The organism is Streptomyces sp. NBRC 110611, assembly GCF_001590865.1.
Taxonomy (GTDB): Bacteria; Actinomycetota; Actinomycetes; order Streptomycetales; family Streptomycetaceae; genus Streptomyces.
Genome location: NZ_BBUY01000004.1, coordinates 515,640 through 541,919, shown reverse-complemented (window position 1 = coordinate 541,919; position 26,280 = coordinate 515,640). Strand labels below are relative to the sequence as shown.

General features: G+C 72.1%; 20 protein-coding genes and 1 pseudogene. 7 read left to right on the top strand and 14 right to left on the bottom strand.

Translation table 11 applies throughout. The annotated features are described in order from the left end of the window. Positions 1-32: 32 nt before the first annotated feature. Complete coding sequence (locus AZE13_RS13230; protein ID WP_066930581.1) at positions 33-1,448, bottom strand: hypothetical protein; 1,416 nt, start codon at positions 1,446-1,448, stop codon at positions 33-35. Positions 1,449-1,769: 321 nt separating this feature from the next. Here AZE13_RS13230 and AZE13_RS13225 point away from each other — a divergent pair, with 321 nt between their 5' ends. After that, entirely contained in the window at positions 1,770-3,233 is a 1,464-nt protein-coding gene (locus tag AZE13_RS13225; protein WP_066930580.1) for a PP2C family protein-serine/threonine phosphatase, read from the top strand. 363 nt (positions 3,234-3,596) lie between these two features. On the opposite strand, the gene AZE13_RS13220 is transcribed toward AZE13_RS13225, so the two are convergent. Then, on the bottom strand, positions 3,597-5,132 hold the full coding sequence (locus tag AZE13_RS13220) for a hypothetical protein (protein WP_066930579.1): 1,536 nt from the start codon (positions 5,130-5,132) through the stop codon (positions 3,597-3,599). A gap of 286 nt (positions 5,133-5,418) precedes the next feature. On the opposite strand from AZE13_RS13220, the gene AZE13_RS13215 reads away from it, so the two are divergent. Both AZE13_RS13215 and AZE13_RS13210 read left to right on the top strand, forming a co-directional pair. Continuing rightward, entirely contained in the window at positions 5,419-6,552 is a 1,134-nt protein-coding gene (locus AZE13_RS13215) for an aminoglycoside phosphotransferase family protein (protein WP_079123943.1), read from the top strand. An 805-nt stretch (positions 6,553-7,357) separates the two neighbouring features. Beyond that, on the top strand, positions 7,358-9,439 hold the full coding sequence (locus AZE13_RS13210; protein WP_066930577.1) for an N-acetylmuramoyl-L-alanine amidase: 2,082 nt from the start codon (positions 7,358-7,360) through the stop codon (positions 9,437-9,439). A gap of 78 nt (positions 9,440-9,517) precedes the next feature. On the opposite strand, the gene AZE13_RS13205 is transcribed toward AZE13_RS13210, so the two are convergent. The 7 genes from AZE13_RS13205 to AZE13_RS13175 all read right to left on the bottom strand — a co-directional run bounded on the left by AZE13_RS13205 (position 9,518) and on the right by AZE13_RS13175 (position 15,145). Beyond that, positions 9,518-10,018: a hypothetical protein gene (locus tag AZE13_RS13205; protein WP_066930576.1), complete on the bottom strand. Its 501-nt coding sequence runs from the start codon at positions 10,016-10,018 to the stop codon at positions 9,518-9,520. A 141-nt stretch (positions 10,019-10,159) separates the two neighbouring features. Continuing rightward, positions 10,160-10,582, bottom strand: coding sequence for an ACT domain-containing protein (locus AZE13_RS13200; RefSeq protein WP_066930575.1), 423 nt, complete (start codon positions 10,580-10,582; stop codon positions 10,160-10,162). 51 nt (positions 10,583-10,633) lie between these two features. Beyond that, positions 10,634-10,876 (bottom strand): DUF397 domain-containing protein, encoded by a 243-nt coding sequence (locus tag AZE13_RS13195; RefSeq protein ID WP_066930574.1) that lies wholly within the window; start codon positions 10,874-10,876, stop codon positions 10,634-10,636. Positions 10,877-11,083: 207 nt separating this feature from the next. After that, positions 11,084-12,250, bottom strand: a complete 1,167-nt coding sequence (locus AZE13_RS13190; protein ID WP_066930573.1) for a thiolase domain-containing protein — start codon at positions 12,248-12,250, stop codon at positions 11,084-11,086. Next, positions 12,247-13,317 (bottom strand): thiolase domain-containing protein, encoded by a 1,071-nt coding sequence (locus AZE13_RS13185; RefSeq protein WP_066930572.1) that lies wholly within the window; start codon positions 13,315-13,317, stop codon positions 12,247-12,249. Before AZE13_RS13185 ends, AZE13_RS13190 begins: the two co-directional genes overlap by 4 nt. Next, entirely contained in the window at positions 13,317-14,318 is a 1,002-nt protein-coding gene (locus AZE13_RS13180; RefSeq protein ID WP_066930571.1) for a Zn-ribbon domain-containing OB-fold protein, read from the bottom strand. The genes AZE13_RS13185 and AZE13_RS13180 overlap by 1 nt, the downstream gene beginning before the upstream one ends. Before the next feature lie 17 nt (positions 14,319-14,335). Further along, positions 14,336-15,145: a crotonase/enoyl-CoA hydratase family protein gene (locus AZE13_RS13175; RefSeq protein WP_066930570.1), complete on the bottom strand. Its 810-nt coding sequence runs from the start codon at positions 15,143-15,145 to the stop codon at positions 14,336-14,338. Between the two features lie 182 nt (positions 15,146-15,327). On the opposite strand from AZE13_RS13175, the gene AZE13_RS13170 reads away from it, so the two are divergent. The 4 genes from AZE13_RS13170 (at position 15,328) to paaK (ending at position 20,081) form a co-directional block, all read left to right on the top strand. After that, the gene (locus AZE13_RS13170; protein WP_066930569.1) at positions 15,328-16,956 is read left to right on the top strand and encodes an acyl-CoA synthetase; all 1,629 of its coding nucleotides are present in this window, start codon (positions 15,328-15,330) and stop codon (positions 16,954-16,956) included. A 189-nt stretch (positions 16,957-17,145) separates the two neighbouring features. Then, the gene (locus AZE13_RS13165) at positions 17,146-17,586 is read left to right on the top strand and encodes a hypothetical protein (protein ID WP_079123942.1); all 441 of its coding nucleotides are present in this window, start codon (positions 17,146-17,148) and stop codon (positions 17,584-17,586) included. An 89-nt stretch (positions 17,587-17,675) separates the two neighbouring features. After that, a complete protein-coding gene (locus AZE13_RS13160) occupies positions 17,676-18,581 on the top strand; it encodes a hypothetical protein (protein WP_147264656.1) in 906 nt (301 codons plus the stop codon). A 156-nt stretch (positions 18,582-18,737) separates the two neighbouring features. After that, positions 18,738-20,081, top strand: a complete 1,344-nt coding sequence (paaK, locus tag AZE13_RS13155) for a phenylacetate--CoA ligase PaaK (RefSeq protein ID WP_066930568.1) — start codon at positions 18,738-18,740, stop codon at positions 20,079-20,081. Positions 20,082-20,101: 20 nt separating this feature from the next. Here the strand turns inward: paaK and AZE13_RS13150 are convergent, their stop codons facing one another. The 5 genes and pseudogenes from AZE13_RS13150 to AZE13_RS13130 form a co-directional block, all read right to left on the bottom strand. After that, entirely contained in the window at positions 20,102-20,902 is an 801-nt protein-coding gene (locus tag AZE13_RS13150; protein ID WP_066930567.1) for a VOC family protein, read from the bottom strand. Between the two features lie 119 nt (positions 20,903-21,021). Then, positions 21,022-22,575 carry an acyl-CoA synthetase gene (locus AZE13_RS13145; RefSeq protein WP_066930566.1) on the bottom strand — a complete coding sequence of 518 codons (1,554 nt, stop codon included), beginning with the start codon at positions 22,573-22,575 and terminating at the stop codon, positions 21,022-21,024. Positions 22,576-22,696: 121 nt separating this feature from the next. After that, positions 22,697-24,250: an acyl-CoA synthetase gene (locus tag AZE13_RS13140; RefSeq protein WP_066930565.1), complete on the bottom strand. Its 1,554-nt coding sequence runs from the start codon at positions 24,248-24,250 to the stop codon at positions 22,697-22,699. Beyond that, positions 24,247-25,356 carry an NAD(P)H-dependent flavin oxidoreductase gene (locus tag AZE13_RS13135; protein WP_066930564.1) on the bottom strand — a complete coding sequence of 370 codons (1,110 nt, stop codon included), beginning with the start codon at positions 25,354-25,356 and terminating at the stop codon, positions 24,247-24,249. The genes AZE13_RS13140 and AZE13_RS13135 overlap by 4 nt, the downstream gene beginning before the upstream one ends. Before the next feature lie 85 nt (positions 25,357-25,441). Beyond that, positions 25,442-26,280 (bottom strand): annotated as a pseudogene (locus tag AZE13_RS13130) (FAD-dependent oxidoreductase); the annotation flags it as partial.

The window sequence follows — 26,280 nt, the reverse complement described above, 5'->3', positions numbered from 1 at the left end:
CCGAAAACGTGGGAAGCCAGCCCAGCGCAGCGTCACGGCTCGGGAGAGAACCGATCGCGCACCGCCAGTTGGACCTCGGCCTCCTCGGCCGGGTCCGCGGCGAGGCGGCGGAGTTGTTCGACGACTCGGTCGTCGCCGGTGGCGGCGTGCCGGGCGGCCAGTTCGCGGGTGGTCTCCTCACAGTCCCACAGGCACTCCACGGCGAAGCCGGCGGCGAAGCCGGGGTCGGTGGCGGCGAGGGCGGCGGCGGCGCGGCCGCGCAGGTGGGAGGAGGACGTTTCGCGGTAGATGTGCCGCAGGACGGGGGCGGCACAGACGACACCGAGGCGGCCGGTACCGTCGACCAGCTCCCACAGGCCGGCCGCGTCCGGGCCCTCCTCGCGGACCGTGCGGCGCAGCGCGGCCAGCACCAGCTTGGCGTCGCCCCGGTCGCCGCGACGGGCGAGCATCGCGGCGGCGGACGCGCCCAGCCGGTCCCCGCGCGGCGCCCAGATCCGGGCCCGTTCGACGGCTGCGGCGCCGGGCATCCGCTCGTAGGAGGTCAGCGCGGCCGAGATCAGCTGCTCGGCGGAGAAGGGGCAGGTGGCCGCGGACTCGATCAGGTCGAGGACGTCGGGATCGTCGCGCTCGGCGAGGTGGTGGAGGACCGCGGCCCGCGCCGCGTCCGGGGCGCTGCGCCCGGCGCGCAGCAGCTCGGGGCGGTCGTCCGGGCCGGCCACGGCGGACAGGCAGCGGGCGGCGGCGATGTGGCGGTGCTCGGCCGGTTCGAGGTCCAGGCCCTCCTGGGCCCACCGCAGGACCTCGGCGACACTCCAGCCGGGGCGCGGGCCGCGCGAGCGCAGCTGTCGCTGCCAGCGGTCGAAGGACCCCTGTTCCCCGGCGGCGGTGAGACGTGGGCCGTAGCGAGGGTCCTCGGCCCACAGCCGCCAGGGGCGGGGCTCGAAGGCGTCCCGGACGGCGGCGGCCAGCTCGGCCTCGCCCTGCTCGGTCCCGGGGAAGCGGGCGAGGACCGCGGGGGCGAGGGTCATCAGCCCCGCGTCGTCGTCCCGCAGCGCCAGTTCGTCCAGGGCCCAGCGCCAGTTGCTGCCGGCCGCGGCGTAGCTGCGCAGCAGCAGGCGGGCGGCGTCCCTGCCGTACGCGGCGAGGTGGCCGAGGACGGAGAGTGCGAGGCCGGTGCGCTCCTCGCCGGTGTCCACCAGGTCGTCGGGGTGGAACAGATGCCGTTCGATCTCCTCGAGCCCGCCGTCGAGCTGCATGTAGAGGCGCGCGTAGTAGAGCGAGCGGTTCTCGACCTGCCAGTCGCGCCGGGGGTCGCGCAGCACGCTGTCGTTGAGCGCCGCGAGCGCCTCCGCCCGCGGCGCCGCGAGGGCGTGCAGGGTCCCGTCGCCGCGGCCTCGCTGCAGGAGGCCGAGCAGGGTGCCACTGGGCGCTATGTCTGGATCGAACATGAGGTCAGCATCCGGTGCGGGGAACAGGCTGGCAACGGGATTTCCGCTGACCGGCATTCTTGCCGGTGACTGCGGACCGTATGCACGGTATCCCTCGTTGACCCTGTGGAATCGGCGGGAATGCCTGCGGTACGGCGGCCGAAGCCTAGCCTGGAAGCCGACATTCCGCAGGTCCGCCCGGATATGCCAGAGGAGGGCCAGCGGCATATGCCACACGCACCACCGTATCGGGTAGTGCCAAATCCCTTACGCACGGTCGCCGCCTGTGCAACAGTCGGTACCGGCCCTTCAGCCCGGCGCCGCCCGATCACGGAGTACGTCATGCCGTCCCCTCTCTTCGCGGACCACCCAGCCGACCGGCCTCCCGAGCGCGACACCGTCGAGGCACTGATCACGCAGGCCCGCCGCCTGCGCGGTGACCTCGACGCGGTACGCCGGGAGTCCTCGGTGGACACCGGCCTCGCCACCGACCCGCAGCTGCGCTGGCAGCGCGCACTGTGCGATCTCGCGGTGCACCACCTCGACGATCTCGGGGGCCATCTCGATCAGCTGAGAGAAGGGCTGCCCACGGAGAGTGACGACATCGCGGTGGCGGACGAACCGCCGGCCGCCCCGCCGAGCCCCGTACCGCACGAACGTGGTGCGCTGCTCCGCAGGGTGGGCAGCGCGGAGTGGAACCTGCTCACCGATGAGGTCAGCTGGTCCGACGAGCTGTTCGCCATCTTCGGCCGGGCCCCCTCCGAGGGCCCGCTGACCCTCGACGAGCTGCCGTCCCTGGTGTACGCCGAGGACCAGGAGAAGCTGACCACGATGGTCACCGACTGCCTGGTGGACGGCCGGCCGCTCGACGGCGAATTCCGTATCGTGCGCCCGGACGCGACGCTGCGCACAGTGCACATGGTGGGCGAGCCGGTGCTCGACACGGACGGCAGTACGGCATGTATGTGGGCCGTGCTGCGGGACGTCAGCGAGCTGCGCCGCAGCCAGCAGGCGGTGCGCGAGAGCCGTGACTCACTGCACCGCGAGCGGCAGATCGCGCAGACCGAGCACCGGCTCGCGGTCGAGCTGCAGGAGACCGTGCTACCGCCGTGGCGCGGCTCCCTGCGGTTTTCCCAGAGCGGGCCGGTCACCCTCGATCTCGCCGGGCACTATCTGCCGTCCGGCAGCAGCGCCCTGATCGGCGGCGACTGGTACGACGCCCTGCACCTTCCGGACGGTACGACGCTGTTGAGCGTCGGTGATCTCACCGGGCACGGCGTCACGGCCACCTCCGGAATGGCGATGCTGCTCGGCGCGCTCCGGGGGATGGCGGTCGCGGGGCACCGGCCGGGGCCCCTGATGGGCCTGCTCAACCAACTGCTGGACGCCGCCGCCCAGCCGGCGCTCGGCAGCGCGGTGTGCGGACGGTTCGACCCCGCAAGCCGCACGCTGGAGTGGGCGCAGGCGGGGCACCCCGCACCGCTGCTCTTCCGCGGCGGCACGGGGCGCGCGCTGGACCCGCCCGAGGGCGTACTGCTCGGGGCGACATCGGGCGCGACGTACACCCAGCACACCGAGCAGCTGGAACCCGGCGATATGCTCGTCCTGCATACCGATGGTCTCGTACCACGCCGCACGCATGGCGCGGAGACCGCTCATGAAGGTGCCGAGCGGCTCCTCGCCCTGGCGCCGCGCTTCGGCGCAGCCCGCAGTGCGCAGGACAGCGTCCGCATCGTCGTCGAGGAGTTCGGCAGCACCGAACGCGAGGACGACGCATGTGTGCTGATCGCCAGGGTGGGCGACTGACCTACACGACCGGCTGACGAGGGCGGGTCCGGCGGAGCGCGAAGCCGACCCGCCCGAAGCCTGCGTTGAGCGCCTGGGCGGTAAGTGCCCGACGGGGAACCCGTGTTGACTGGAGATAGGGTTGGGTCTGGAGATCGGGTTGGGTTGGGTGTGGTGGGGCAAGGTGCGTTGACTGGGTTGGGTGAGTGCGACGACGGCCTGCGTGCGGCAGACCTGCGGACAATGGGCCTCGGGGCCTGCGGACAGTGGGCCAAGGAGGGTTGGTTCGAAGGACGGGTGGGTCGAAGGACGGGTGGGTCGAAGGACGGGTGGGTCGAAGGACGGGTGGGTCGAAGGAGAGGTGGGCCGAAGGAGGGGTGGGTCTCAGACCGAGAAGCTCTGCCCCAGACCCGGTCCGAGCGCGCCGATGCCCGGCTTGAGTCCCTGGCCCTTGGGCTTCGGCTTCGCCTTCGGCATGACCTGCTGGATCTCCTCACGCAGATCCTGGATCTTGGCGTAATTCGCGTACTCGCCGGTCAGCCGGAACATCTCGCGGAGCCGGTCCCAGGTGCGGTGTGAGGAGTTCTCACCGATGGAGACCAGGGCCAATCGCGCATAGCGATCGGCCTGTTCGGGATCGTCGCCGATGAAACAGGCCGATGCCATCGAGATGTAGTCGAAGATCTGCGAGCGCTGGAAGCCGTTCTGCCGCAGCTCCAGCGCCTTCCTTGCATGGTGTTGGGCGATCTTGGCGGCCGAGGAGTCGTGTTCGGCGAGGGTACGGAAGGCCAGCGCCTGCATACCGTGCAGATCCGCCTCGTCGAACATCTGCATCCAGCACGGCGGCGGCACATCGCCCTTGTCCGAGACGAAGAGCTCCTCCGCCTCGCCCAGCGTCCGCCGCATCGCCTGGCCGTGGCCCTTGGAGGCCTGCGCCCAGGCCTCGATGGTGTGCAGCATGGCGCGGGTGCGCGGCAGGGTCTCCTCACCGGAGCCGGACTGGGCCAGCTTCATCAGATCCAGCGCGTCGTCGGGACGGCCCAGATGGACCATCTGGCGCGCGGCGCGGGAGAGCGCTTCCCCGGCGCGCGGGCGGTCGCCGCCCTCGCGTGCCGCATGGGCGGCGATGATGAAGTACTTCTGGGCGGTGGGCTCCAGGCCCACGTCGTGGGACATCCAGCCGGCCAGTACCGCCAGATTGGCGGCCACGCCCCACAGCCGGCGTTGGAGGTGGTCGGGGTGACGGTAGGCGAGCATGCCGCCCACCTCGTTGAGCTGGCCCACCACGGCCTTGCGCTGCAGCCCGCCGCCGCGGGCCGCGTCCCAGGCGCGGAAGACTTCGACCGAGCGCTCCAGCGCGTCGATCTCCTGCGACCCCACAGGGGCCGCCTCATAGCGGTCGAGGCCGATCTGGTCGAGTTCGTCAAAGGAGTCGGAAGCGAACGGGTCGTGGCGTGCGGCGCCGGCCGGGGCCGGTTCGGTGTGCAGCCAGTCGTGCATGGCGCCGGTGAGTGCGGAGCCTGCGGCGAGCGCCGCGCCCGCGCCCACCAAGCCGCGTCGGTTGAGCATGAGGTCCATTCCCGTGAATTCCGTGAGGACCGCAGCGGTCCGTTCGGGAGCCCACGGCAGACCGTCCATGGCCTGCCGCTTCCCCGAGCGACCGGTTCGTGCGAACCCGAGGTCCTCGATGGTTACGACACGGCCGAGGCGCTCGGTGAACAGGGAGGCCAGGACCTTGGGCACGGGATCCCGGGGGGTCTCCCCCATGTCGATCCAGCGCCGCACTCGCGAGGTGTCGGTCGCCAGCTGCGGATGGCCCATGGCCGCCGCCTGCCGGTTGACGAGCCTCGCCAGTTCGCCTTTGGACCAGCCTGCCAGGCTGAAAAGGTCCGCGAGACGGGTGTTCGGCTGCCTGTCCACGTCAAGCCCCCAGGTTCCTCGACTGAGTTGACAGTAACGGCCCGTGACATGCGCTGCGACCATTCGCCAGGGTTCGCCAGGGTGCGCCAGATGGTCTGCCACCCGCAGCCGAGTGTTCTGTAGGTGTGCCGCCCCCGGCCTGGTGGCGGGACCGCATTCCCCAGGGTGCGCGCCCTTTCGCAGGGACCCTGGATCGGCCTCGTGTTACGGGCCCGTTCACGGGTGCCCGCCACCGGGCTGGGGAACGCACGCAACTCGTCGGCGCACGAAGGGATCTGTCTCACCCATGTATGCAGCATCGTCCGCCGTGACCGCCCCCGCTCGGCCGTACCGACCGCACCCGGCGGGGAGCGGGCCGTATCTCGCCCCCTCCCCTTCCGCGGGGGCGGGCCCCGGTCTCTCCGGCGGCCGGACCCGGCGGGCACAGGGGACGGGCGCCCAACCGCTCAGCGGGAGACTCGACTTGTCCGGGCCCCAGGGTGCCCAGCTGCGCGCCGCGGTCGCCTCGGTGCACCGCATCTGTCCGGAGTTCAACCCGGTCCAGGTGCTGCGCCGGAGCGGCAAGTCCGTCCTGCTCGTCGGCACGACAGGCCGGGTGACCGCCGTCGCCAAGTGTTTACTGGACCACTCCCCCTCGTGGGCGGAAAGGTTCCGGCAGGAAATAAGCGCATACCGCGCATTCGTCCGGCATCGTCCGCCGGTACGGGTGCCGCGTCTGGTGGCGGCCGACCCCGACAACTGCACCCTGATCATCGAGCGGATGCCCGGCCGGGTCGCGGCCATGACACGGCACCCGTCCGAGGCCCCGCCCCGCGTGGATGTACGCGCCGCGCTCGGCGCCATCTGCCGAATCAACCTCTGGCGCCCGCCGGACGGGCTGTTCGACGCCCCGCTGGACTACGCGGGCCGCATCGGCCGGTACCACGACCTGGGGCTGCTCACCGACCGCGACATGGGCGATCTGCAGAAGCTGATGCACGGGCTGTCGCATGTGCAGGGCCAGTTCTGCCACGGTGACGCACTACTGAACAACGTGCTGCTCTCCCCCGCCGGCCCGGTGCTGCTGGACTGGGACAACGCGGGCTGGTACCTCCCGGGCTACGACCTGGCGACGCTCTGGTCGGTTCTCGGCGACGCCCCGGTGGCCCGCCGTCAGATCAGCCAGCTCGCCCAGAACGCGGGCCCGGCCTCCCGGGATGCCTTCCTCGTGAATCTGATGCTGATCCTGACCCGTGAGATCCGCCGCTATGAAACCGCGGTCCAACGGACCATGCGCGAGCCCGCACCCACGGGGACGCCTGCTCCCGGACAGCCCGGCGTACCCACGGCAGGCGAGGAACAGCGGCTGCTCCTCCGCCGCCTGCACGACGACTGCCAGATGGCCCGCCGCGCAGTACGCGCCGCAGTCGGCACCCGCTGACCACGAAGCCACGCCCAGCCCCGGCCCCGGTCCCAGCTCCGCCGCCTCCGCTTTTCCCGCCCGCCCCGGCTTCTCCACCTTTCCCCCATTCCCGCCTGCCCCGGCTTCTCCGCCTTCCCCGTGGCCCCCGTGACCACTGCGACCCCGTCATTTCCGCCATCCGCGCCGTCCCCGGCGTCCCCGGAGCCCGTCCCTGCCATCCCCGTCGTGGCAAGCCGTGGGAATACCTCCCACCCCCGCCTGGTTGTGGCCCCGCAGGGGGGCCTCGCGACCCTTAGGGGATCTGTTCGAACACCCCCTAAGGGCGTGTCTCCCCGATCAGGCCGGAAGGTGAACCGGTCTGATCGGGGAGACGCGACTTGGGAGTGGGAGTGCCCGGCCGGTGCCGGGCCGCGGGTCCCTGGTGCGAACGGTGAGCGGCGTGCCCGTGCCTCATACGGGGCGCGCCGCCCACGCATGTGCGTCCCCTCGCGCATGTGTGGCCGCGCGCGCATGTGCGTCCCTTCACGCAAGTGCGCCCCCTCGCGCGCGTGTGGCCGCTCACCCATGTGGGCCGGGTGGCTTCTCGTCCGTCGCTGTTCGTTGGGCCATTCCACTGATGCCCCGCAGGCCCGGCAGCGGTTCGGGAAAGCTTCTCTGAGATGCCCTGACATGCGGAATCCTGATCTGGCACGGTGATTGACGGCCCGTCGGCGGGCGTATGACCCTGGAGCCGACGGGGGATCTACTCTCGGGTCCCACCCCGTACGGCGTTTGCGCACCAACCGTCACACCGCCCGGCTCGGGCCGGCTCGAGGAGGTTGTTTTGCGAGGATCCGCCCCGGAAGGCGAGAAGAGAATCCACCGCCCCGCACTGCGCAGATCCACCACGGCCCTCGCCGCAGCGGTTCTGCTGCTGCCGCTCTCGGGCGCGCCGTCCGCGCACGCCGGGCCACCCCGTGAGGACAGCCGGCTGGAGCGCGCCTTCACCGATGCCGCCGCCCGCTTCCACGTGCCGCGCAGTGTGCTGCTCGGCGTCTCGTACCTCGCCTCCCGCTGGGACTCTCACGGCGGCGCGCCCAGTGTCTCCGGCGGCTACGGCCCGATGCATCTGACGGACGCCCGGACGGCCGTGGCGCGGGCCCCGGAGTTCAGCGCGGGAGACGAGGACGCCCGTGGCGACAGCGCTCGGGCACGTAGAAGAGTACCGGCCGCCGGGGCGCGGAAGGCCGTGCTGCCGGCCGAACTGCCCGCTCGGCTCCGGACGTTGACGACGGCGGCGAGGCTGACCGGCCTGCCCGCCGGGAAGCTGCGCACGGACCCCGCGGCGAATGTGCTGGGCGGTGCGGCGCTGCTCGCCGCCGAGCAGCGCAAGCTGGGGCTGCCCGCCGGCGCGGACCCGGCGCAGTGGTATGCGGCGGTGGCGCACTACGGCAGCCAGGACGACGCGGCCGCCGGGCGGGCCTTCGCGGACGAGGTGTTCACGGTGATGCGGCAGGGCCAGAGCCGTACGACCGATGCGGGGCAGCGGGTGAGACTGGCCGCCGCGCCACGGCTGGCCCCCGACGCCCAGCAGGAGAAACGTATCGGCAAGCGGGACGCCACGGCGTCCTCGAAGGCGTCCTCGAAGGCGACCAGGACGGCGGCCGCACAGTCGTCCGCGAACGTGTCCGGCAAGGCCTCCGCGTCGGGCGGCGGGCACCGGCCGGAGTGCCCGCCGACCGTGGCCTGTAGATCGGTCCCCGCACCGTACGAGGAGTTCGGCGACCATGACTACGGCAATCACGACAAGGCGGACCGCCCCAAGGGCCAGAAGGTCGACGCGATCATCATCCACGACACCGAGGGATCGTGGGAGGTGGCCCTGAAGCTGATCAAGGACCCGGAGTATGTGTCGTGGAACTACACGGTCCGCTCCTCCGACGGCCTGATCGCCCAGCATGTACCGACCAAGGACGTCGCCTGGCACTCCGGGAACTGGTACCTGAACGCGCACTCCATCGGCGTCGAACACGAGGGCTTCCTGGCCTCGCCGGACGCCTGGTACACCGAGGCGATGTACCGCGCCTCGGCCCGCCTGGTGAAGTACCTGAGCCGCGAGTACGGCCTGCCGCTCGACCGGCAGCACATCCTGGGCCACGACAATGTGCCCGGCACGACGACGTCCACGATCCCCGGCATGCACACCGACCCCGGCCCGTACTGGGACTGGGCGCACTACTTCAAGCTGCTGGGCAAGCCGTTCCACCGCACGGCGGGCCCGCACGGCGGGCTGGTCACCATCCGTCCCGACTACGACCGGAACCGGCCGCACTACACCGGCTGCGAGCAGCCCGGCGACAGCTGCCCGCCGCACGGCTCCACCGCGATCCGGCTGCACACCGCACCTACCGAGAGCGCCCCGCTGGTCAAGGACATCGGGCTGCACCCGGACGGCGGTGACTCGACGGACGGGGTGAACGACACCGGCGCCCGCGCCACGACGGGGCAGCGGTTCGCGGTGGCGGGCCGGCTCGGCGAGTGGACGGCGGTCTGGTATCTGGGCCAGTTGGCGTGGTTCCGTGATCCGCCGGACGCGCCGACCGCGGTGGACGCCAGGGGACTGATCGCCACCCCGAAGGCCGGCCGCCCGGAGATCCCGGTCTACGGCCGCGCCTATCCGGAGCGGGAGGCCTACCCGGCCGGGGTTCCGTACCAGACCGTGTCCCCGCTGCCGTACCGGATCACCGCGGGTCAGAAGTACGCGGTCGGCGGGTGGGTGACCGGCGACTACTTCTACGCGCCGGCCTTCGACGTCGCCAAGCACGTGATCGTGCGCGGCAAGGACGTCTACTACCGGATCCAGCTGGGGCACCGGATCGGGTACGTCCGGGCGGCCGATGTCGATGTGCGGCCCTCGGATTCCTAGAGCGGGCGCCGGGGCCTGTGCCGGAAGTCCCGTCGCCGCCCCGGAGGCCCTCGGGGCGGGGCGGCGGCTCCGGCGGCGTCAGCTCTGCTGGAAGAGTTCCGCCGGGAGCGGCTTGAGCAGGGCGTAGAGGTCGTCAGTGATCGGCCGGTCCCAGCTGGCGATGGTGACCAGTACGCCGTCGCTGCGGTCGAACTGGGCGCAGGAGATCCGGCTCTCGGAGCACTTGATGCGCTTGACGATCAGCAGGTTGTCCTCGTGCATCACCGGGGTGTCCTCCCGCTCGACGACGGTCACCGGCTCGTCGTGGCCGAGCGCCGCGAGCAGCTGGGCCACTTCGAAGGGCACCTCGTCGTCGGTGAGCTCGCGGGCCGGGGAGCCCTCCGGCAGATTGCCGATGATCATCGCGGGCCCGCGGCCGCCGAACAGGTCGTAGCGGAGGAAGACGCCCTGGCAGCTCCCGTCGGGCGCGGGCAGCAGCCCGGCACCGAGATTGCCCGGCCAGTCCCCCGGGTCCATGGCGAGGACGTCGAAATCGGGACCGGCGGGCGTGGCTGCGCTACGGCGGCGGAGGAAGGACATGCCGCCATCGTACGTGGCCCGGGCGGACGGGCCGTGCGGGCGTGGTGGCAATGGTGCGGTCGGTACCGCATGTCGGACGCCACCGGTCGGGCCCGCCCGGCCCGGTCAGCCCAGTCGCCCCACTCAGCCCGCCCGGCCCACTCAGCCCAGTCGACCCGCTCGGCCCGCTCGGGCCCGGTCGGCCAGCTCGTCGAGCCGGCGGAGCGCCTGCTCGGCCGCCTCGTAGGGCACGAAGAGGTGATCGTGGCGGAAGCCGGCGACGACATTGCAGCTGAGGCCGGTCTCGGCGAGCGCGGTCGCGACGGCGGCGGTGAGGCCGACCGCGTCCAGTGCGGAGTGCACCCGCAGGGTGATCCAGCCGGCGACGTAGTCGTAATCGAGGCCCACCCGGTCGGCCTCCTCCTGGCGGAGGACGAGGGTGAGGCCTTCCGGCTCGGCGACGGTCACCACCGGGGCCAGGCCCGCGGGGACCGCGCCGGGCACGCTGGTGAAGACGTACCGGCCGTCGTGCAGTTCCGGCCGCATCCCGCGCAGCAGCACCTGAAGATCGCGTTCACCCGTCATGGGCCCACCCTACGAGGCGTCGCCGCATGCCGGCCGGAGCCCCCCGCCGCGTCACGTCAGGTCGAACGCCCCTTCCCTGGCGTCCAGGACGAAGGCGCGCCACTCGGCCGGGGAGAAGATCACCGCCGGGATCTCCGGGTCGCGGCGGTTCCGCATCGCGATATAGCCCTCGACGAAGGCGACTTGGACATCGCCGACGCCCTGGGTGCTCGACTGCCACTCGGCCTGCGTCAGGTCGAGGTCGGGCCGTGGCCCGCCGACGAGTCGCTGCTCGGTGGTGATGCTGTCGGCCACGTGTCCCGCTCCTCTTCGGTTCGGCGTCCGTGGGCAGCAGCGTAACCACTGTGTACGGGGACGAACAGAGGACGTGGCCGGGGCCTGCGCCCGCCTCCACGGCCCTCAAGTGACCAGGTCAGGCACCCGCCTCCACGGCCCTCAAGTGACCAGGTCAGGTGCCCGCCTCCAGCGCCTCGGCCCGTCTCCGCCGGAGCCCCGCGGCGCTCAGGTGGCCGGGGCGTCGGCGCCGACCAGCCACATGGAGAAGAACTGCGAGCCGCCGCCGTAGGCGTGGCCGAGGGCCCGCCGGGCGCCGTCGACCTGGTGTGCGCCGGCCCGGCCGCGTACCTGGAGGGCGGCCTCGGCGAAACGGAGCATGCCGGAGGCGCCGATGGGATTGGTGGAGAGCACTCCGCCGGACGGGTTGACGGGGAGGTCGCCGTCGAGTTCGGTGACGCCCGACTCGGTGAGCTTCCAGCCTTCGGCCGCCTCGGCGAAGCCGAGGTTCTCCAGCCACATCGGTTCGTACCAGGAGAACGGGACGTACATCTCGACCGCGTCGATCTCGCGGCGGGGGTCGGTGATCCCGGCCTGGCGGTAGACGTCGGCGGCGCAGTCCTTGCCGGCCTGCGGGGAGACGAAGTCCTTGCCGGCGAAGAGGGTGGGTTCGCTGCGCATCGCCCCGCCGTGTACCCAGGCCGCCGGGTGCGGTGCGCGGGCGGCTCCGGCGCGGTCGGTGAGGACCATGGCGCAGGCACCGTCGGAGGAGGGGCAGGTCTCGGAGTAGCGGATCGGGTCCCAGAGCATCGGGGCCGCCTGGACCTTCTCCAGGGTGATGTCCTTCTCGTGGAGGTGTGCGTAGGGGTTCTTCAGGGCGTTGCGGCGGTCCTTGTAGGCGACGAGGGAGCCGATGGCGGCGGGGGCTCCGGTGCGCCGCATGTAGGCGCGTACGTGCGGGGCGAAGAATCCTCCGGCGCCGGCCAGCAGGGGCTGCTGGAACGGTACCGGCAGGGACAGCGCCCACATGGCGTTGGACTCGGACTGCTTCTCGAAGGCGAGGGTGAGGACGGTGCGGTGGACCCGGGCGGCGACGAGGTTGGCGGCGACGAGGGCGGTGGAGCCGCCGACCGAGCCGGCGGTGTGCATCCGCAGCATGGGTTTGCCGACGGCGCCGAGGGCGTCGGCGAGGTAGAGCTCGGGCATCATGACGCCCTCGAAGAAGTCGGGGGCCTTGCCGATCACCACGGCGTCGATGTCCGCCCAGGTCAACTCGGCTTCTTCCAGGGCGCGTCGGGCGGCCTCGCGGACGAGTCCGGCGAGGGAGACGTCGCGGCGGGCCGCCCGGTGCCGGGTCTGGCCGATGCCGACGACGGCCACGGGCTCCTTGCTCATCGCGGGTCTCCTTCCAGGACCGCCACCAGGTTCTGCTGCAGGCAGGGGCCCGAGGTGGCGTGCGCGACGGCACGGTCGGACTCACCGCGCTGGATGCGCGCGGCGGCCTCGCCGAGCCGGATCAGTCCGGCGGCCATGAGGGGGTTGGCGGCCAGTGCGCCGCCGGACGGGTTGATCCGGACGTCCGCGCCGCCCGGGCCGTCGAGCTTCAGGGCGCGGCGCAGCACCACCTCCTGGGAGGTGAACGGGGCATGCAGCTCCGCGGTGTCCACCGGCCGGGTGAAGTAGCCAGCGCGCTCCGCGGCGAGCCGGGTGGACGGCGAGTCGGTGAGGTCGCGGACGCCGAGGCTGTGGGCCTCGATGCGGTGGTCGAGGCCGCGGATCCAGGCGGGGCGCTCGGTCAGCCGGCGGGCGGTGTCACCGGCCGCGAGGACGACGGCGGCCGCGCCGTCGCCGATGGGCGGGCAGTCGCCGGTGCGCAGCGGGGCGACGAGGGTCTCGCCGATGGGCACCGTGCCGCGCAGCTGGGCGTACGGATGGGACTCGGCGGCGGCCCGGCTGCGGGCCGCGATGCCGGCCAGTTCCCGCTCGTCGGTCAGCCCGGCGTCGATCAGGGCCCGGGCCTGGAGGGCGGCGAGCGCGACGGAGTCGGGCCAGAGCGGGGCGACGTAGTACGGGTCGAGCTGGCGGGTGAGGACCTCGCGGAGGTCGCCGGGCGAGGACTTGCCGTACGCGTAGACCAGGGCGGTGTCCGCCTCGCCGGTGAGGATCTTCACCCAGGCCTCGTACAGTGCCCAGGCGCCGTCCGTCTCGACATGGGACTCGGAGATCGGCGGCCAGGCGCCGACGCCGTCGAGGGCCATGGTGAAGGAGAAGGCCCGGCCGGCGAGGTAGTCGGAGGAGCCGGAGCAGGTGAAGTCGATCTCGCGTGCCGTGAGGCCGGTGCGGGCCAGGACGTCGTGCAGCACCGGCAGCACCATCTCGGCCTCGGAGCTCTCCGCGCTGTCGCGGACGTGGCGGCTCTGCCCGACGGCGACGATGGCGGCCTCGCGTGGCGGAGCACCCATCAGATCAGCTCCTTGTAGCTGTCGTAGTCGGCGTCGGGCTCGCCGGTGGGGCGGTAGTGGTCGGGGAAGCGTCCGCCCTCGGTCCACACCGGTTCGACGCGCAGTCCCATGCGGACCTGGTCGTAGGGGATCTGGCCGATCCGGGCGTGCAGGGCGAGGCCGGCGCCGTCCAGGGCGATATGGGCGTAGACGTAGGGGACGTCGAGGTCGCGGTGGGCGGGGTGCCGGGCCTTGATGTTGACGATGCAGAAGGTGGTGACGGTGCCGCGGGGGCCGACTTCGACCTGGGCGTCGGTGGCGACGCCGCAGGTGGGGCAGGCGCCGCGGGGCGGGACGTACACCTTGTGGCAGGACGGACAGCGTTCGCCGAGGATCCGGCGGCCGGCGAGCGCGTGGAGGTAACGGGACTGGGCGCGGCCGGGTGCGTAGGTGTAGTCGAGCCGGGCGGGGGTGGTGATCACAGTGACGGGGTCGGCGAATCGGCCGCTGTGCGGGGCGGGCCGGCCGGGGCGTGCGGTGCCGTCGTCGGGTTCGCAGCGGGCGATGTCGGTGGTGCTGTCGTCCGGTTCGAAGCAGGCGATGTCGGTGATGGCGCCGGTGCGCTCGGCGGCCCAGCGGATCCGGACCCGCATGCCGGTGTGTACGGCGTCGGGGCCGGGGGCGTCCAGTGCGTGCAGCAGCGCGGTGCCGGCGCCGTCGAGGCGGACCAGTACCCAGGCGAAGGGGGTGGTGAGCGGCTGGCCGCGGCGGGGGGCCGGGTTCCAGGCCCAGGTGGTGACCGTACCGCTGGTGCCGACCTCGACCAGGTCGCGGATCTCCTCGGCGGTGACCGGGTCGTATTCGACGGGCGGTACCAGCACCCGGCCGTCGTCCGCCCGGACACCGAGGACGGTGCGCTCGCGCAGGCCGGTGAGGAAGGCGCTCTGGACGGGGCCGAGCGAGCGGGTGAAGGGGAACTCCACGACGAGCGGGGCGGTGAGGGCCGCCGGCACCTCTGGCATACGGCTTCTCCTTGGCGTCAGGCGCGCCGGTAGACGGGCGGGCGCTTCTCCGCGAAGGCCCGGGCGCCTTCCTTGGCGTCGGCGGTGTCGAAGAGGGGCAGGCCACGGGCGAGTTCGGCCGCCAGGCCGTCGGCCTCGGTCAGCTCGGCGGTCTCGTAGACGGATGCCTTGACAGCTTCGACGGCGAGCGGCCCGCAGTCGTTGATCCGGCCGGCGATCTCCAGGGCCTTCTCCAGCGCGCCGCCGTCGGGTACGACATGGCCGATCAGGCCGATCCGTTCGGCCTCGCGCGCCGGGTAGGGGCGGCCGGTGAGCAGCATTTCCAGGGCGTGGGTGCGGGGGATCTGGCGGGCGAGGCGGACGGTGGAGCCGCCGACGGGGAACAGTCCGCGCCGGACCTCGAAGAGCCCGAAGGTGGCGCTCTCACCGGCGACGCGGATGTCGGTGCCCTGGAGGATCTCGGTACCGCCGGCGACGCAGTGGCCCTCGACGGCGGCGATCACGGGTTTGCGGGGGCGGTGGTGGCGCAGCATCGCCTTCCAGTGGAGGTCGGGGTCGGCGCGCAGCCGGTCGCGGTAGTGCTCGCCGGCCATGCCGTCGCCCGCGAGGGCTTTGAGGTCCATACCGGCGCAGAAGGTGCCGCCGGCGCCGGTGAGGACGATGGAGCGGACCGTGTCGTCCTCGTCGGCGGCGGTCCAGCCGTCGTGGAGACCCACCAGCATGGGCAGGGAGAGGGCGTTCTTCGCCTCCGGCCGGTTGAGGGTGAGCACCAGTGTCGCGCCGACGCGCTCCACGGCGAGATGTTCGGTGCCCTCGGTCCCGTCCATATGCGTCCTTTCGGCTCACCGTCCGCGACGGAGAACAGATTGCAGCAGCCGCACACCGACTTCAAGAGTTTTTCTGACGGTTAGTCAGATTTCCTCGCCGGGCCCCTTCCTTGCTCCTGCCGGCGGCGCTCTAATGACGGCGGACAGGTCCGAGCCCTTGTTCCGCCCGGTCTGGAGGAGACGTGGAGTACAACCTGGCCGATCTCTTCGAGTCGATCGTCGACACCGTCCCCGGCCGCGAGGCGCTGGTGTACGCCGACCATCCGGGGACCGGCACCGAGCACCGGCTGACGTACGCGGAGCTGGACCGCGCCGCCAACCGCCTGGCCCACCACCTGAGCCATCAGGGCGTCGGGCCCGGTCACCACGTCGGACTGCACCTCCACAACGGCGTCGGCTACCTCCAGGCCCTCTACGCCTGCCTGAAGATCCGCGCCGTCCCGGTGAACGTCAACTACCGCTACGTCGCGGACGAGCTGGCTCACCTCTACCAGGACGCGGATCTGGTGGCGCTGGTCTTCGACGCGGAGTTCACCGACCGGGTCGCCGCCGCCCTCCCGCGGGCGCCGGAGCTCCGCCACCTCGTACGGATCGGCGACCCGCCCGCCGGCGCCCCCGAACCACCCGTCACCCCCGTCGCGCTCGCGGACGCCGAGGCCGCCGGCTCGGCGGAGCGCGGCTTCGGCCCGCGCTCCGCCGATGACCGGCTCATCATCTACACCGGCGGCACCACCGGCATGCCCAAGGGAGTGATGTGGCGCCACGAGGACATCTTCTTCTCCGGGATGGGCGGCGGGGCGCCCACCGGGGAACCGGTGAAGCGGCCGGCGGAGCTGGCCGAGCGGGTCGCGGCCGGCGGTGCGGGCCTCGTCTTCTTCCCCACCGCCCCGCTGATGCACGGCACCTCCACGCTGACCGCGTTCATCGCCTTCCACTTCGGCCAGAAGGTCGTCCTGCACCGCAAGTTCGTGGCCGAGGAGGTGCTGCGGACCATCGAACGGGAGCGGGTCACCAGTGTGTCGCTGGTGGGCGACGCGATGCTGCGCCCGCTGGTCGACGCCCTCGGCGGACCGTTCAAGGGAGCCGACTGCTCCTCGCTGCTCAGCGTCAGCAGCTCCGGCGCGATCCTCTCCGGGACCGTACGCGACCGGTTCCGCGCGCTGGTCCCGCACGCCGTGCTGCTCAACAACTTCGGCTCGTCGGAGTCCGGTTTCAACGGGACGGCCACCGATGACGCAGGCCCCGGCCACGGCTTCCGGCTACGGGTCAACTCCCATACCTCGGTGGTGGATCCGGCCACGCACGCCCCGGTGCGAGCCGGGCAGGTGGGCCGGCTCGCCCTGCGCGGACACGTGCCGCTGGGCTACTACAACGATCCGCGGAAGACCGCCGAGACGTTCTTCGAGGCACACGGCGAGCGGTGGGTACTGCTCGGCGATATGGCCACCGTCGACGAGGCGGGCGTCGTCACCGTCCTCGGGCGAGGCTCGCAGTGCATCAACTCCGGTGGCGAGAAGGTGTATCCGGAAGAGGTGGAAGAGGCTCTGAAGGCCCATCCGGACGTGTACGACGCGCTGGTGGCGGGCGTGCCGGACGAGCGGTGGGGCAGCCGCGTCGCGGCGGTCGTCGAACTGCGCGACGGGGCCGCGCCATTGGACCTGGCGGGCATCCAGCTCCACTGCCGGTCCCGGCTGGCCGGCTACAAGATTCCGCGCACCGTGGTCTTCACCGACCGCATCCAGCGGTCCCCCAGCGGCAAGGCGGACTACCGGTGGGCGAAGGCGGTGGCGGCCGGCGAACGGGAGGCGTGACCGACTCCCCCGGGTGTCACCCCTCGACTCGCACCGGGGCCCTCATGCGAGCCTCCTCGAATCACCTGTACTTGCCGCCCGCCCGGCATTTGAATCGTCCCTGCCACACGGCGGTGCCCCTCGGACCACGGGGCCGGGCTGCCGCCCACGCCGTATCGACAGTCCAGGAATGCTGGGGGAGATGACATCATGCAGCGCAAGCTCGTCCTGACACTCGGCGCCGCGTCGCTGGGTGCGGTGACCCTGCTCGGCATGGGCACGGCGACCGCCGGAGCCGCGCCCGCCAAGGAGTCCGCGCCGGCCACGGCTTCCGCCGGGATCGGCCTGAACGCCGGCAAGTTCTACGTTTTCAAGGACGACAACTTCAAGAACGGGTACTACCCCTTCGCCAAGTCCGACGGCAACTTCGCGAACAACAAGTGGATCGGGGGCGCCCACAACGGCAGGACGATCAACAACGGCACCAGCTCGATGCGGAACACCACGGACCGCTGGATAGATCTGTACGCCGACGCCGATGACGGCCACGGCTGCGGCGGCGCCAGGTACTCCGCCCGTCCGCACAGCGAGGACTCCGACCTGACGAACAACAGGTTCGACAACAAGGCCAGCTGCGTCCGGTTCCGGTAAGCACGCGGCGGGGACGGGGCGCCGGGTTTCGCCGGCGCCCCGCCCCTGGCTCGTACCCGCCTCCTCATGACCGTCAGAGGGCTACCACCATGCCATCCCGTCCCGCGCGAGCCGTCCTCCCGCTCCCCTTGCTCCTGACTCTCCTGACTCCCCTCGCCCTGGTCACCGGATGTGCGCCGGCGACCGCAGGGCAGCGGCCGGCGGCGAAGGAGGCGGACGTTCCGGCCGCTCCCGCCGTCGGCGAGGAGGCGCGACGCCTGGTCCTGCCGTTCGACGCGTATGCGATGTCCACTCCCGCGATCCATACCGTCGAGTCCGCCGAGGACGTCCTGATCCGCGGCTGTATGCAGGCGCAGGGAATGAGCTGGAAGGCGCTGCCGCGGCCGAGCGGTGTCGACCAGGACCCGCCGAACCGGCGGCGTTACGGCCTGGTCGAAGCGGATATCGCCGCCCGCTTCGGCTACCACCTGCCACCGGAGCCACCGGAGCTGACCCGCCGCGCGGCGGCCTGGGACGAACGGAAGAACCTGCCGGACCGGGAACAGCTGGCCGCCTTCGGCCGGCAGGGCGGGGGCGGATGCTGGAAGAAGGCGCACGACGGCCTGCTCCGCGGGATCACCCCCGCCGATCAGTCGCTGTTCAACCGGCGCATCGGTGAGGAGTTCAGCGCTTCCAAGAGCGACCCGGAGGTGGTGCGCGTCATCCGCGGGTGGAGCGCGTGCATGAGGGAGAACGGCTTCCGCTACTCCTCTCCGCTCAAGGTCACGGGTGATGCCGAGTGGGGGAAGTCCTCGCGGCCCGCCCGGCGGGAGATCGCCGTGGCGCGGGCGGATATCCGGTGCAAGGAGAGGACGGACCTCGTCCCGGTCTGGTCCGGTGTGGAGGCCCGGATGCAGAACGACGTCATTCGGCGCCACGCCGAGGACTTCCGGGTGCTGAAGGCCGAGAAGGACCGGTGGCTGGCGGCCGCCCGCCGGGTCCTCGACCGCGAGTGAACCCTGGCCCGCCCCGTCCCGACGGCCGCGGCGGGCCCGGGACACCGCCCGTGGGCCGGCCGCGTCACCACCCTTGACGTGATCGCCGTGCGCTGATTACTTGGACCCGCGTTCAGCTACCGAATGATCGGTAGGTACATGAGGCGGTGGCACTCCATGCGGGAAGCGGATACCGGCGGGGCTCCGGACGGCGCGGCGTTCGGCGAGGCGTTGTTCGACGAGGCGGAACGGCTCTCCCCGGACGCCTTGCGGGCGCTTCAGCTGACCCGGCTGCGCGCCTCGTTGCGGCACGCCTATGACCACGTCCCGTTCTACCGGGAGGCCTTCGACCGGGCCGGGGTGCATCCGCACGACTGCCGTTCGCTCGGCGATCTCGCCCGCTTCCCGTTCACCGTCAAGGACGATCTGCGTGCCCAGTACCCCTTCGGGATGTTCGCCGTCCCCAGGGAGCGGGTGCGCCGCATCCACGCCTCCAGCGGCACGACGGGCCTGCCGACGGTCGTCGGCTACACCGAGCGCGACCTCTCCGTCTGGGCGGATGTCGTCGCCCGCTCCCTCCACGCGGCCGGTGGCCGGCCCGGCCACACCGTCCATATCGCCTACGGATACGGGCTGTTCACCGGCGGACTGGGCGCCCACTACGGCGCGGAGCGGCTCGGCTGCACGGTCGTACCGGCATCCGGCGGGATGACCGCCAGACAGGTACGGATCATCCAGGACTTCAGCCCCGACGTCATCATGGTGACGCCGTCGTACATGCTCACACTCCTGGACGAGTGCGAACGGCAGGGCATCGATCCGCGTACCACCTCGCTGAAGGTGGGCGTCTTCGGCGCCGAGCCGTGGACGCAGGAGATGCGCCGCGAGATCGAGAAGCGGTTCGCGATCGACGCGGTGGACATCTACGGCCTGTCGGAGGTGATGGGCCCCGGCGTCGCCCAGGAGTGTGTGGAGACCAAGGACGGGCCGCACATCTGGGAGGACCACTTCTACCCGGAGGTGGTCGACCCGCTCACCGGCGAGGTCCTGCCGGACGGCGCACACGGCGAGCTGGTGTTCACCTCCCTCACCAAGGAAGCGATGCCGGTCATCCGCTACCGCACCCGTGATCTGACCCGGCTGCTGCCGGGCACGGCGCGGCCCGCCTTCCGCCGTATGGAGAAGATCACCGGGCGCTGCGACGACATGATCATCCTGCGCGGGGTCAACCTCTTCCCCGCGCAGGTCGAGGAGATCGTGCTGCGTACCCCCGGCGTCGCCCCGCACTTCCAGCTGAGGCTGACCCGCGAGGGCCGGATGGACCAGCTGACCGTACGTGCCGAGGCCCGCCCCGGCGCCACCCCCGACCAGCGCACCGCGGCGGCCGGGCTGATCGCGCGCAGCGTCAAGGACGGTATCGGGGTCTCGGTCTCCGTGGAGATCGTCGCCCCGGAGACGCTGGAGCGCTCGGTCGGCAAGATCAAGCGCATCGTGGACGCCCGGTACCGGGACAAGGCCTGACGACCTGAAGGGCCTGACGCTCAGGTCATGTTCGGGTCCCCCTTGATCAGCGCGAAAGGGGCTCCGAACGGGTCCGTGACCATGGCGATCCGGCCGACGCCCGGGGCGTTGGACGGCGGGATCAGGACCGTGGCGCCGTTGGCGGTGGCGGCGGCGAAGGTCACGTCGCAGTCGGTGACACCGAAGTACGGGTGCCACTCGGAGGTCGAGCCGGCCGCCAGATTCTCCTTCGGCAGCTGGAAGATACCGCCCTGCCCGGTGTCCTCCGGCGTGCCGCCACGGGGCGCGGAGACGACCGAGTAGACCATGTCACCGCCCATGGGCATGTCCTGATAGCTCCACAGGAAGACCGAGCGGTAGAAGTCCTTCGCCGCCGCGGCGTCGGTGGTGTACAGCTCCGTCCAGCAGAGCGTGTTGGGCGCCATGACCTTCTCCAGGCCCTGGATGTCGCCCGGCTGCCATACGGCGAAGTCGGCACCGGTCGGGTCGGTGAACTGGGCCAGCCGGCCCGCCGTGAAGACGTCCATCGGCGCGGCCCGCACCTTGCCGCCGGCCCGCTCCACCGCCTTGGCCGTGGCGTCCGCGTCGGCGGTGTGGAAGTACGCGGTCCAGGCGGGGCGCGCGCTCTCCTCCTGGCACGGACCGGCGGCCGCGACCGTCTCGCCGTCGAGCTGGAAGAAGCCGTACCCGCCGCCCTCCGGGCCGGCCGACTGGAAGCTCCAGCCGAAGACGGCCGAGTAGAAGGCGGCCGCGGCGTCGACGTCGGGGGCGCCGAGGTCGATCCAGTTCGGTGTCCCGGGGACGTAATCGGTGGTCAGCATGGGTGCTCCTCCGTCATACGGATCGAGGTCCAGGGCCTGTGTCGGAAGTCCCTGGCGGGGTTCTCTCCCGCCGTTCCTCAGCATGGCAGGGGGCACTGACAGTGGACCTCCGCCGCCGCTCAGGGCGTGCCGAACCGTTCGCGCAGCGCGCGCTTGAGGACCTTCCCGCTGGCGTTGCGCGGCAGCGCGTCCACGAACACCACCCTTTTGGGCGCCTTGAACGGCGCCAGGCGGGCCCGGGCCGCCTCGATCAGCTCCCGCTCCCCCACCGGGGTGCCGTCCGCGCCGCCGTCCGCGCGCCGTACCACCACCGCGGTCACCGCCTCGATCCACCGCTCGTCCGGCAGCCCGATGACCGCGACCTCGGCCACCTGGGGGTGCGCGTAGAGCGCCTCCTCCACCTGGCGCGAGGCGACCAGCACCCCGCCGGAGTTGATGACGTCCTTCACCCGGTCGACCACCGTGAAGTAGCCCTCCGCATCGCGTACGGCCAGGTCGCCGGAGTGGAACCAGCCGTCCCGGAACGCCTCGGCGGTCTCCTCCGGCTTGTCCCAGTAGCCGGTGCACAGTTGCGGGGACCGGTAGACGACCTCGCCGCGGGTGCCGTCCGGTACCTCCCGGCCCGCCTCGTCCACCACCCGCGCCTCGACGAACAGCACCGGCCGCCCGCAGGAGGCCATCCGCCCCTCGTGCTCCTCCGGGCCGAGCACGGTGGCCAGCGGCCCGATCTCGCTCTGCCCGAAGCAGTTGTAGAAGGCGAGCCCGGGCAGCCGGGCGCGCAGCCGTTCCAGCACGGGCACCGGCATGATCGACGCGCCGTAGTACGCCTTGCGCAGCCCGCTCAACTCCCGCTCCCCGGTGGTGAAGCCGGGGTGCTGGGACAGCGTGATCCAGACCGTCGGCGGCGCGAAGAGACTGTCCGCCCGGCCGGTCTCCACCAGTTCGAAGATCCGGTCCGGATCGGGCCCGTCGAGGATGGTGTTCTCCGCGCCCACCGCCAGGTAGGGCAGCAGGAAGACGTGCAACTGTGCGGAGTGGTAGAGCGGCAGCGAGTGCAGCGGCCGGTCCGTCTCCGTGAGGCCGAGGGCGATGACCGCGCTGGTGTACTCGTGGACCAGCGCCCGGTGCGTCATCATCGCGCCCTTGGGCAGGGCGGTGGTCCCCGAGGTGTAGAGCAGCTGGACCAGGTCGTCGTCGGACACCTCGGGCAGCGGGCTCACCGCGCCGTCGCCGTCCTGGCCCGCCGCCCGGTACGCCACCGCCCGCTCCAGCAGCCCTCCGGGCGCGTCGCGCAGCGGCAGGGCGCGTACCGCGTCCGGCAGCCGGGACGCCAGGGCGGCGTCCGTGAGGACCAGGGCGCTGCCCGACTGCTCCAGGATGTACCGCAGGTCCTCGCCGGTGAGACCGTGGTTGACCGGGACGTGCACCAGGCCGGCGCGGGCACAGCCGAGAAAGCCGATCAGGTACGCGTCGGAGTTGTGCCCGTAGGACGCGACCCGGTCGCCGGGCCGCAGGCCCTCCGCCAGCAGCACCCGGGCCGCGGCGGTCACCGCGTCGTCCAGCTCCCGGTACGTCCAGGCCCGCTCCCCGTACCGCACCGCGGTCCGCCCGGGCACCCGGCGGGCGCTGCGTCGCAGGATTCCGTCGACCGTGTTGCTCCGCGCTGGCGTCATGGCGCGATCCTCGGCCGCGCCCCGTGCGGGGTCAAGGCACCGGGCCGGGCGGGGCCGGGACGCCGTGGCGGGCGGGGGCGGGACACCGGGCTTCCGTCCCGTCGCGCGGCCCGTCGTCCCGCTACACGGCCCGCTCGTGTCCCTCCCAATACGGTGCGCGCAGCCGCCGTTTGTAGAGCTTGCCGTTGGGGTCGCGGGGCAGGGCGGCGCGGAAGTCGACGGACCTGGGGCGCTTGTAGCCGGCCAGCCGGCGGGCGCAGTGGGCCAGGATGTCGGCGGCCAGGGCGGGGCCGGGGCGGTGGCCCTCCGCGGGTTCCACGACGGCCTTGACCTCCTCTCCCCAGTCGTCGTGCGGGATGCCGAAGACCGCGGCGTCGGCGACCGCCGGGTGGCCCAGCAGAACCGATTCGATCTCGGCGGGGTAGATGTTGACCCCGCCGGAGATGATCATGTCGATCTTGCGGTCGCGGAGGAAGAGGTAGCCGTCCTCGTCCAGGTAGCCGAGGTCGCCGACGGTGAAGAAGTCCCCGATCCGGTTCTTCCGGGTCTTGCCCTCGTCCTTGTGGTAGCGGAAGCCGCCGGTGCTCATCTTCATGTAGACGGTGCCGAGTTCGCCCGCGGGCAGCCGGTTGCCGTGGTCGTCGAAGACGGCCAGTTCGCTGATCGGCCAGGCCCGGCCGACCGTACCGGGCTTCTTGAGCCAGTCCTCGGCGGTGGCGAAGGCGCCGCCGCCCTCGCTCGCCGCGTAGTACTCCTCGACGCAGCCGCCCCACCAGTCGATCATGGCGCGTTTGACGTGGTCGGGGCAGGGCGCGGCGCCGTGGATGGCATGCCGCATGGTGCTCACGTCGTACCCGGCCCGGGTCCCGGGAGGCAGCGCGAGCAGACGGTGGAACTGGGTGGGGACCATATGGGTGTGCGTGCACCGGTGGGTCTCGATGAGGCGGAGCATCTCCTCGGGCGTCCACCTGTCCATCAGTACCAGGCGGTGGCCGATGTGCAGGGACGCGCCCGCGAACTGGAGCACGGCGGTGTGGTACAGCGGCGAGCAGACCAGGTGAACGTTGTCGTCGAACGGCCTGATGCCGAAGATGCCGAGGAAGCCGCCCAGATAGGCCTCCTCCGGCGGCTTTCCGGGCAGGGGGCGGCGGATGCCGCGCGGGCGGCCGGTGGTGCCCGAGGTGTAGTTCATCACCCAGCCGAGGGTGCGGTCCGAGGGCGCCGACTCCGGTCGGCCGTCGAGGAGTTCGGCGTACGGGCGGAACCCTTCGACCGTGCCGACCGCGTACCGGCGCTCAGCCGGGAGACCGGCCTCGTCCGCGGCCTGGCGGGCCGGGTCGGCGTACCGCTCGTGGGCGATCAGCACCTTGGCGCCGGAGTCGGCGACGATCCAGGCGATCTCGGGTCCGACGAGGTGGTGGTTGACCGGGACGAGGTAGAACCCGGCCTGCGTGGCGGCCAGATAGGCCGTCAGGAACTCGACGCTGTTGGGCAGGACGACCGCGAAGGCGTCACCGCGTGCCAGACCGGCCGCGCGCAGACCGTGGACGAGGCGGTTGGCGGCGGCGTGCAGGCGCCCGGCGGTCCACCGCTCGTCGCCGGGTGCGATCAGTACCGTGCGCTCGGGGTCCTGGGCGGCCTGGGCCCAGAAGCCGGCGGGGGGCGCTTTCGTCACGTGCCGCTCCTTCCGGCGATGCGGTTGATGCGGTCGACAGCCCGCTCGAAGCCACGGGTGAGGTCGTCGAAGACGGCCTGGACGCTGCGTTCGCTGGTCATCCGGCCGACGATCTGGCCGACGGGCGTGCCGAGCAGGGGCTCCACCTCGTACTTCTGGATGCGTGAGACGGCTTCGGCCACCAGCAGGCCTTGCAGGGGCATGGGGAGGGCGCCGGGTCCGGCCGGGTCGTCCCAGGCGTCGGTCCACTCGGTACGGAGCTGGCGTGCGGGTTTCCCGGTCAGGGCGCGGGAGCGGACGGTGTCGCCGGAGCCTGCCGCGAGCAGCTTCTCGACGAGCTTGGGCGAGGGGAGTCCGGCCTCGGTGGTGGTCAGCCACAGGGAGCCCAGCCACACGCCCTGGGCGCCGAGGGCGAGCGCGGCGGCCACCTGCCGTCCGCTGCCGATCCCGCCTGCCGCCAGCACGGGCAGCGGGTCCACGGCGTCCACGACCTCGGGGGTGAGCACCATGGAGGCGATCTCGCCGGTGTGCCCGCCGGCCTCGTAGCCCTGGGCGACGACGATGTCGATGCCGCCCTCCTTGTGTTTGACGGCGTGCCGGGCGCTGCCCGCGAGCGCGGCGACCAGCACATCGCGCTCGTGGGCGCGGGCCACCACGTCGGCGGGCGGGGAGCCGAGGGCGTTGGCCAGCAGCCGGATCGGGTAGTCGAAGGCGACGTCGAGCTGGTTGCGGGCAACCTGCTCCATCCACCCGGTGATGCGCCAGCCGGACGCCTCGCCCTCGGCGAGTCCGGGTACGCCGTACCTGGCGAGGGTGTCCCGCACGAACTGCCGGTGTCCCTCGGGGATCATCGCCTCCACGTCGGCCTCGGAGACACCTTCGACCTTCTTGGCGGGCATGACGACGTCGAGGCCGTACGGCATTCCGTCGGTGTGCGCCGCCACCCAGTCGAGGTCGCGCTTGAGCTCGTCGGGGGCGGTGTAGCGGACCGCGCCGAGCACACCGAAGCCGCCGGCCCGGCTGATGGCCGCGGCGACCGCGGGGAAGGGGGTGAACCCGAAGACGGCGTACTCCGCTCCCAGCGTGTTGCTCAGCTCCGTCTGCATGCGCGCAGGATGCCGCAGCGGGCCGTACGAGGGAAGAGTTTTCTGATACTACGTCAGAAACGCTTGCGGGCCGCCCCGGAAAAGGTCAGCCCTCCTCCAGCACCGCCATCGCCGCGTTGTGCCCCGGAATGCCGCTCACCCCGCCGCCGCGCACCGCGCCCGCCCCGCACAGCAGGACGTTGGGGTGGGCGGTGCCCACGCCCCAGCGCCCCGGCGCGCCGGCCGGCCGCTCGTCCTGCGGATCCACGTAGGGGAAGGCCAGGTCGCGGTGGAAGATATGGCCGCCCGGCAGGTCCAGTTCCCGTTCCAGGTCGAGCGGGGACTTGGCCTCGACGCACGGGCGGCCGTCGGCGTCGTGGGCCAGGCACTCGGCGAGCGGCTCGGCGAGGTGGCGGTCCAGCTCGGCGAGGGTGGCCGCCAGCAGGCGGTCACGGGTGGCCGCGTGGCCGGCGTCGTCGGCGGTGAACAGCCGGGCCGGGGTGTGCAGGCCGAAGAGCGTGAGCGTCTGGTAGCCCCGGCGGACCAGGTCGGCGCCGAGGACGGAGGGATCGGTGAGCGAGTGGCAGTAGATCTCCGACGGCGGGGAGGAGGGCGGTTCACCGGCCGCGGCCTCGCGGTAGGAGCGCTCCAGCCCGCGGTAGCCCTCGGCGATGTGGAAGGTGCCGGAGAACGCCTCGCGGGGGTCCACCTCGGTGTCGCGCAGCCGCGGCAGCCGGGTGAGCAGCATGTTCACCTTGAGCTGGGCCCCTTCGGCCGCTGGTGGCGGGGCCTCGCCCAGGAGGCGGGCCAGTTCCCTCGGGGAGGCGTTGACCAGGACCCGGCGGGCGCCGATCGTGCCCTGGTCGCACGCCGTCACATACGCCAGGACGACCGGGAGCGACGGCAGTTTCTCCCCCGCCGCCGCCTGCGACAGGGCAGTCACCC

Bases quoted from the DNA above. Each gene is read 5' to 3' on its own strand.
- AZE13_RS13230 (WP_066930581.1), bottom strand. From the start codon at position 1,448: ATGTTCGATCCAGACATAGCGCCCAGTGGCACCCTGCTCGGCCTCCTG.
- AZE13_RS13225 (WP_066930580.1), top strand. From the start codon at position 1,770: ATGCCGTCCCCTCTCTTCGCGGACCACCCAGCCGACCGGCCTCCCGAG.
- AZE13_RS13215 (WP_079123943.1), top strand. From the start codon at position 5,419: ATGTATGCAGCATCGTCCGCCGTGACCGCCCCCGCTCGGCCGTACCGA.
- AZE13_RS13205 (WP_066930576.1), bottom strand. From the start codon at position 10,018: ATGTCCTTCCTCCGCCGCCGTAGCGCAGCCACGCCCGCCGGTCCCGAT.
- AZE13_RS13200 (WP_066930575.1), bottom strand. From the start codon at position 10,582: ATGACGGGTGAACGCGATCTTCAGGTGCTGCTGCGCGGGATGCGGCCG.
- AZE13_RS13190 (WP_066930573.1), bottom strand. From the start codon at position 12,250: ATGAGCAAGGAGCCCGTGGCCGTCGTCGGCATCGGCCAGACCCGGCAC.
- AZE13_RS13185 (WP_066930572.1), bottom strand. From the start codon at position 13,317: ATGGGTGCTCCGCCACGCGAGGCCGCCATCGTCGCCGTCGGGCAGAGC.
- AZE13_RS13180 (WP_066930571.1), bottom strand. From the start codon at position 14,318: ATGCCAGAGGTGCCGGCGGCCCTCACCGCCCCGCTCGTCGTGGAGTTC.
- AZE13_RS13175 (WP_066930570.1), bottom strand. From the start codon at position 15,145: ATGGACGGGACCGAGGGCACCGAACATCTCGCCGTGGAGCGCGTCGGC.
- AZE13_RS13165 (WP_079123942.1), top strand. From the start codon at position 17,146: ATGCAGCGCAAGCTCGTCCTGACACTCGGCGCCGCGTCGCTGGGTGCG.
- AZE13_RS13160 (WP_147264656.1), top strand. From the start codon at position 17,676: ATGCCATCCCGTCCCGCGCGAGCCGTCCTCCCGCTCCCCTTGCTCCTG.
- paaK (WP_066930568.1), top strand. From the start codon at position 18,738: ATGCGGGAAGCGGATACCGGCGGGGCTCCGGACGGCGCGGCGTTCGGC.
- AZE13_RS13150 (WP_066930567.1), bottom strand. From the start codon at position 20,902: ATGCTGACCACCGATTACGTCCCCGGGACACCGAACTGGATCGACCTC.
- AZE13_RS13145 (WP_066930566.1), bottom strand. From the start codon at position 22,575: ATGACGCCAGCGCGGAGCAACACGGTCGACGGAATCCTGCGACGCAGC.
- AZE13_RS13135 (WP_066930564.1), bottom strand. From the start codon at position 25,356: ATGCAGACGGAGCTGAGCAACACGCTGGGAGCGGAGTACGCCGTCTTC.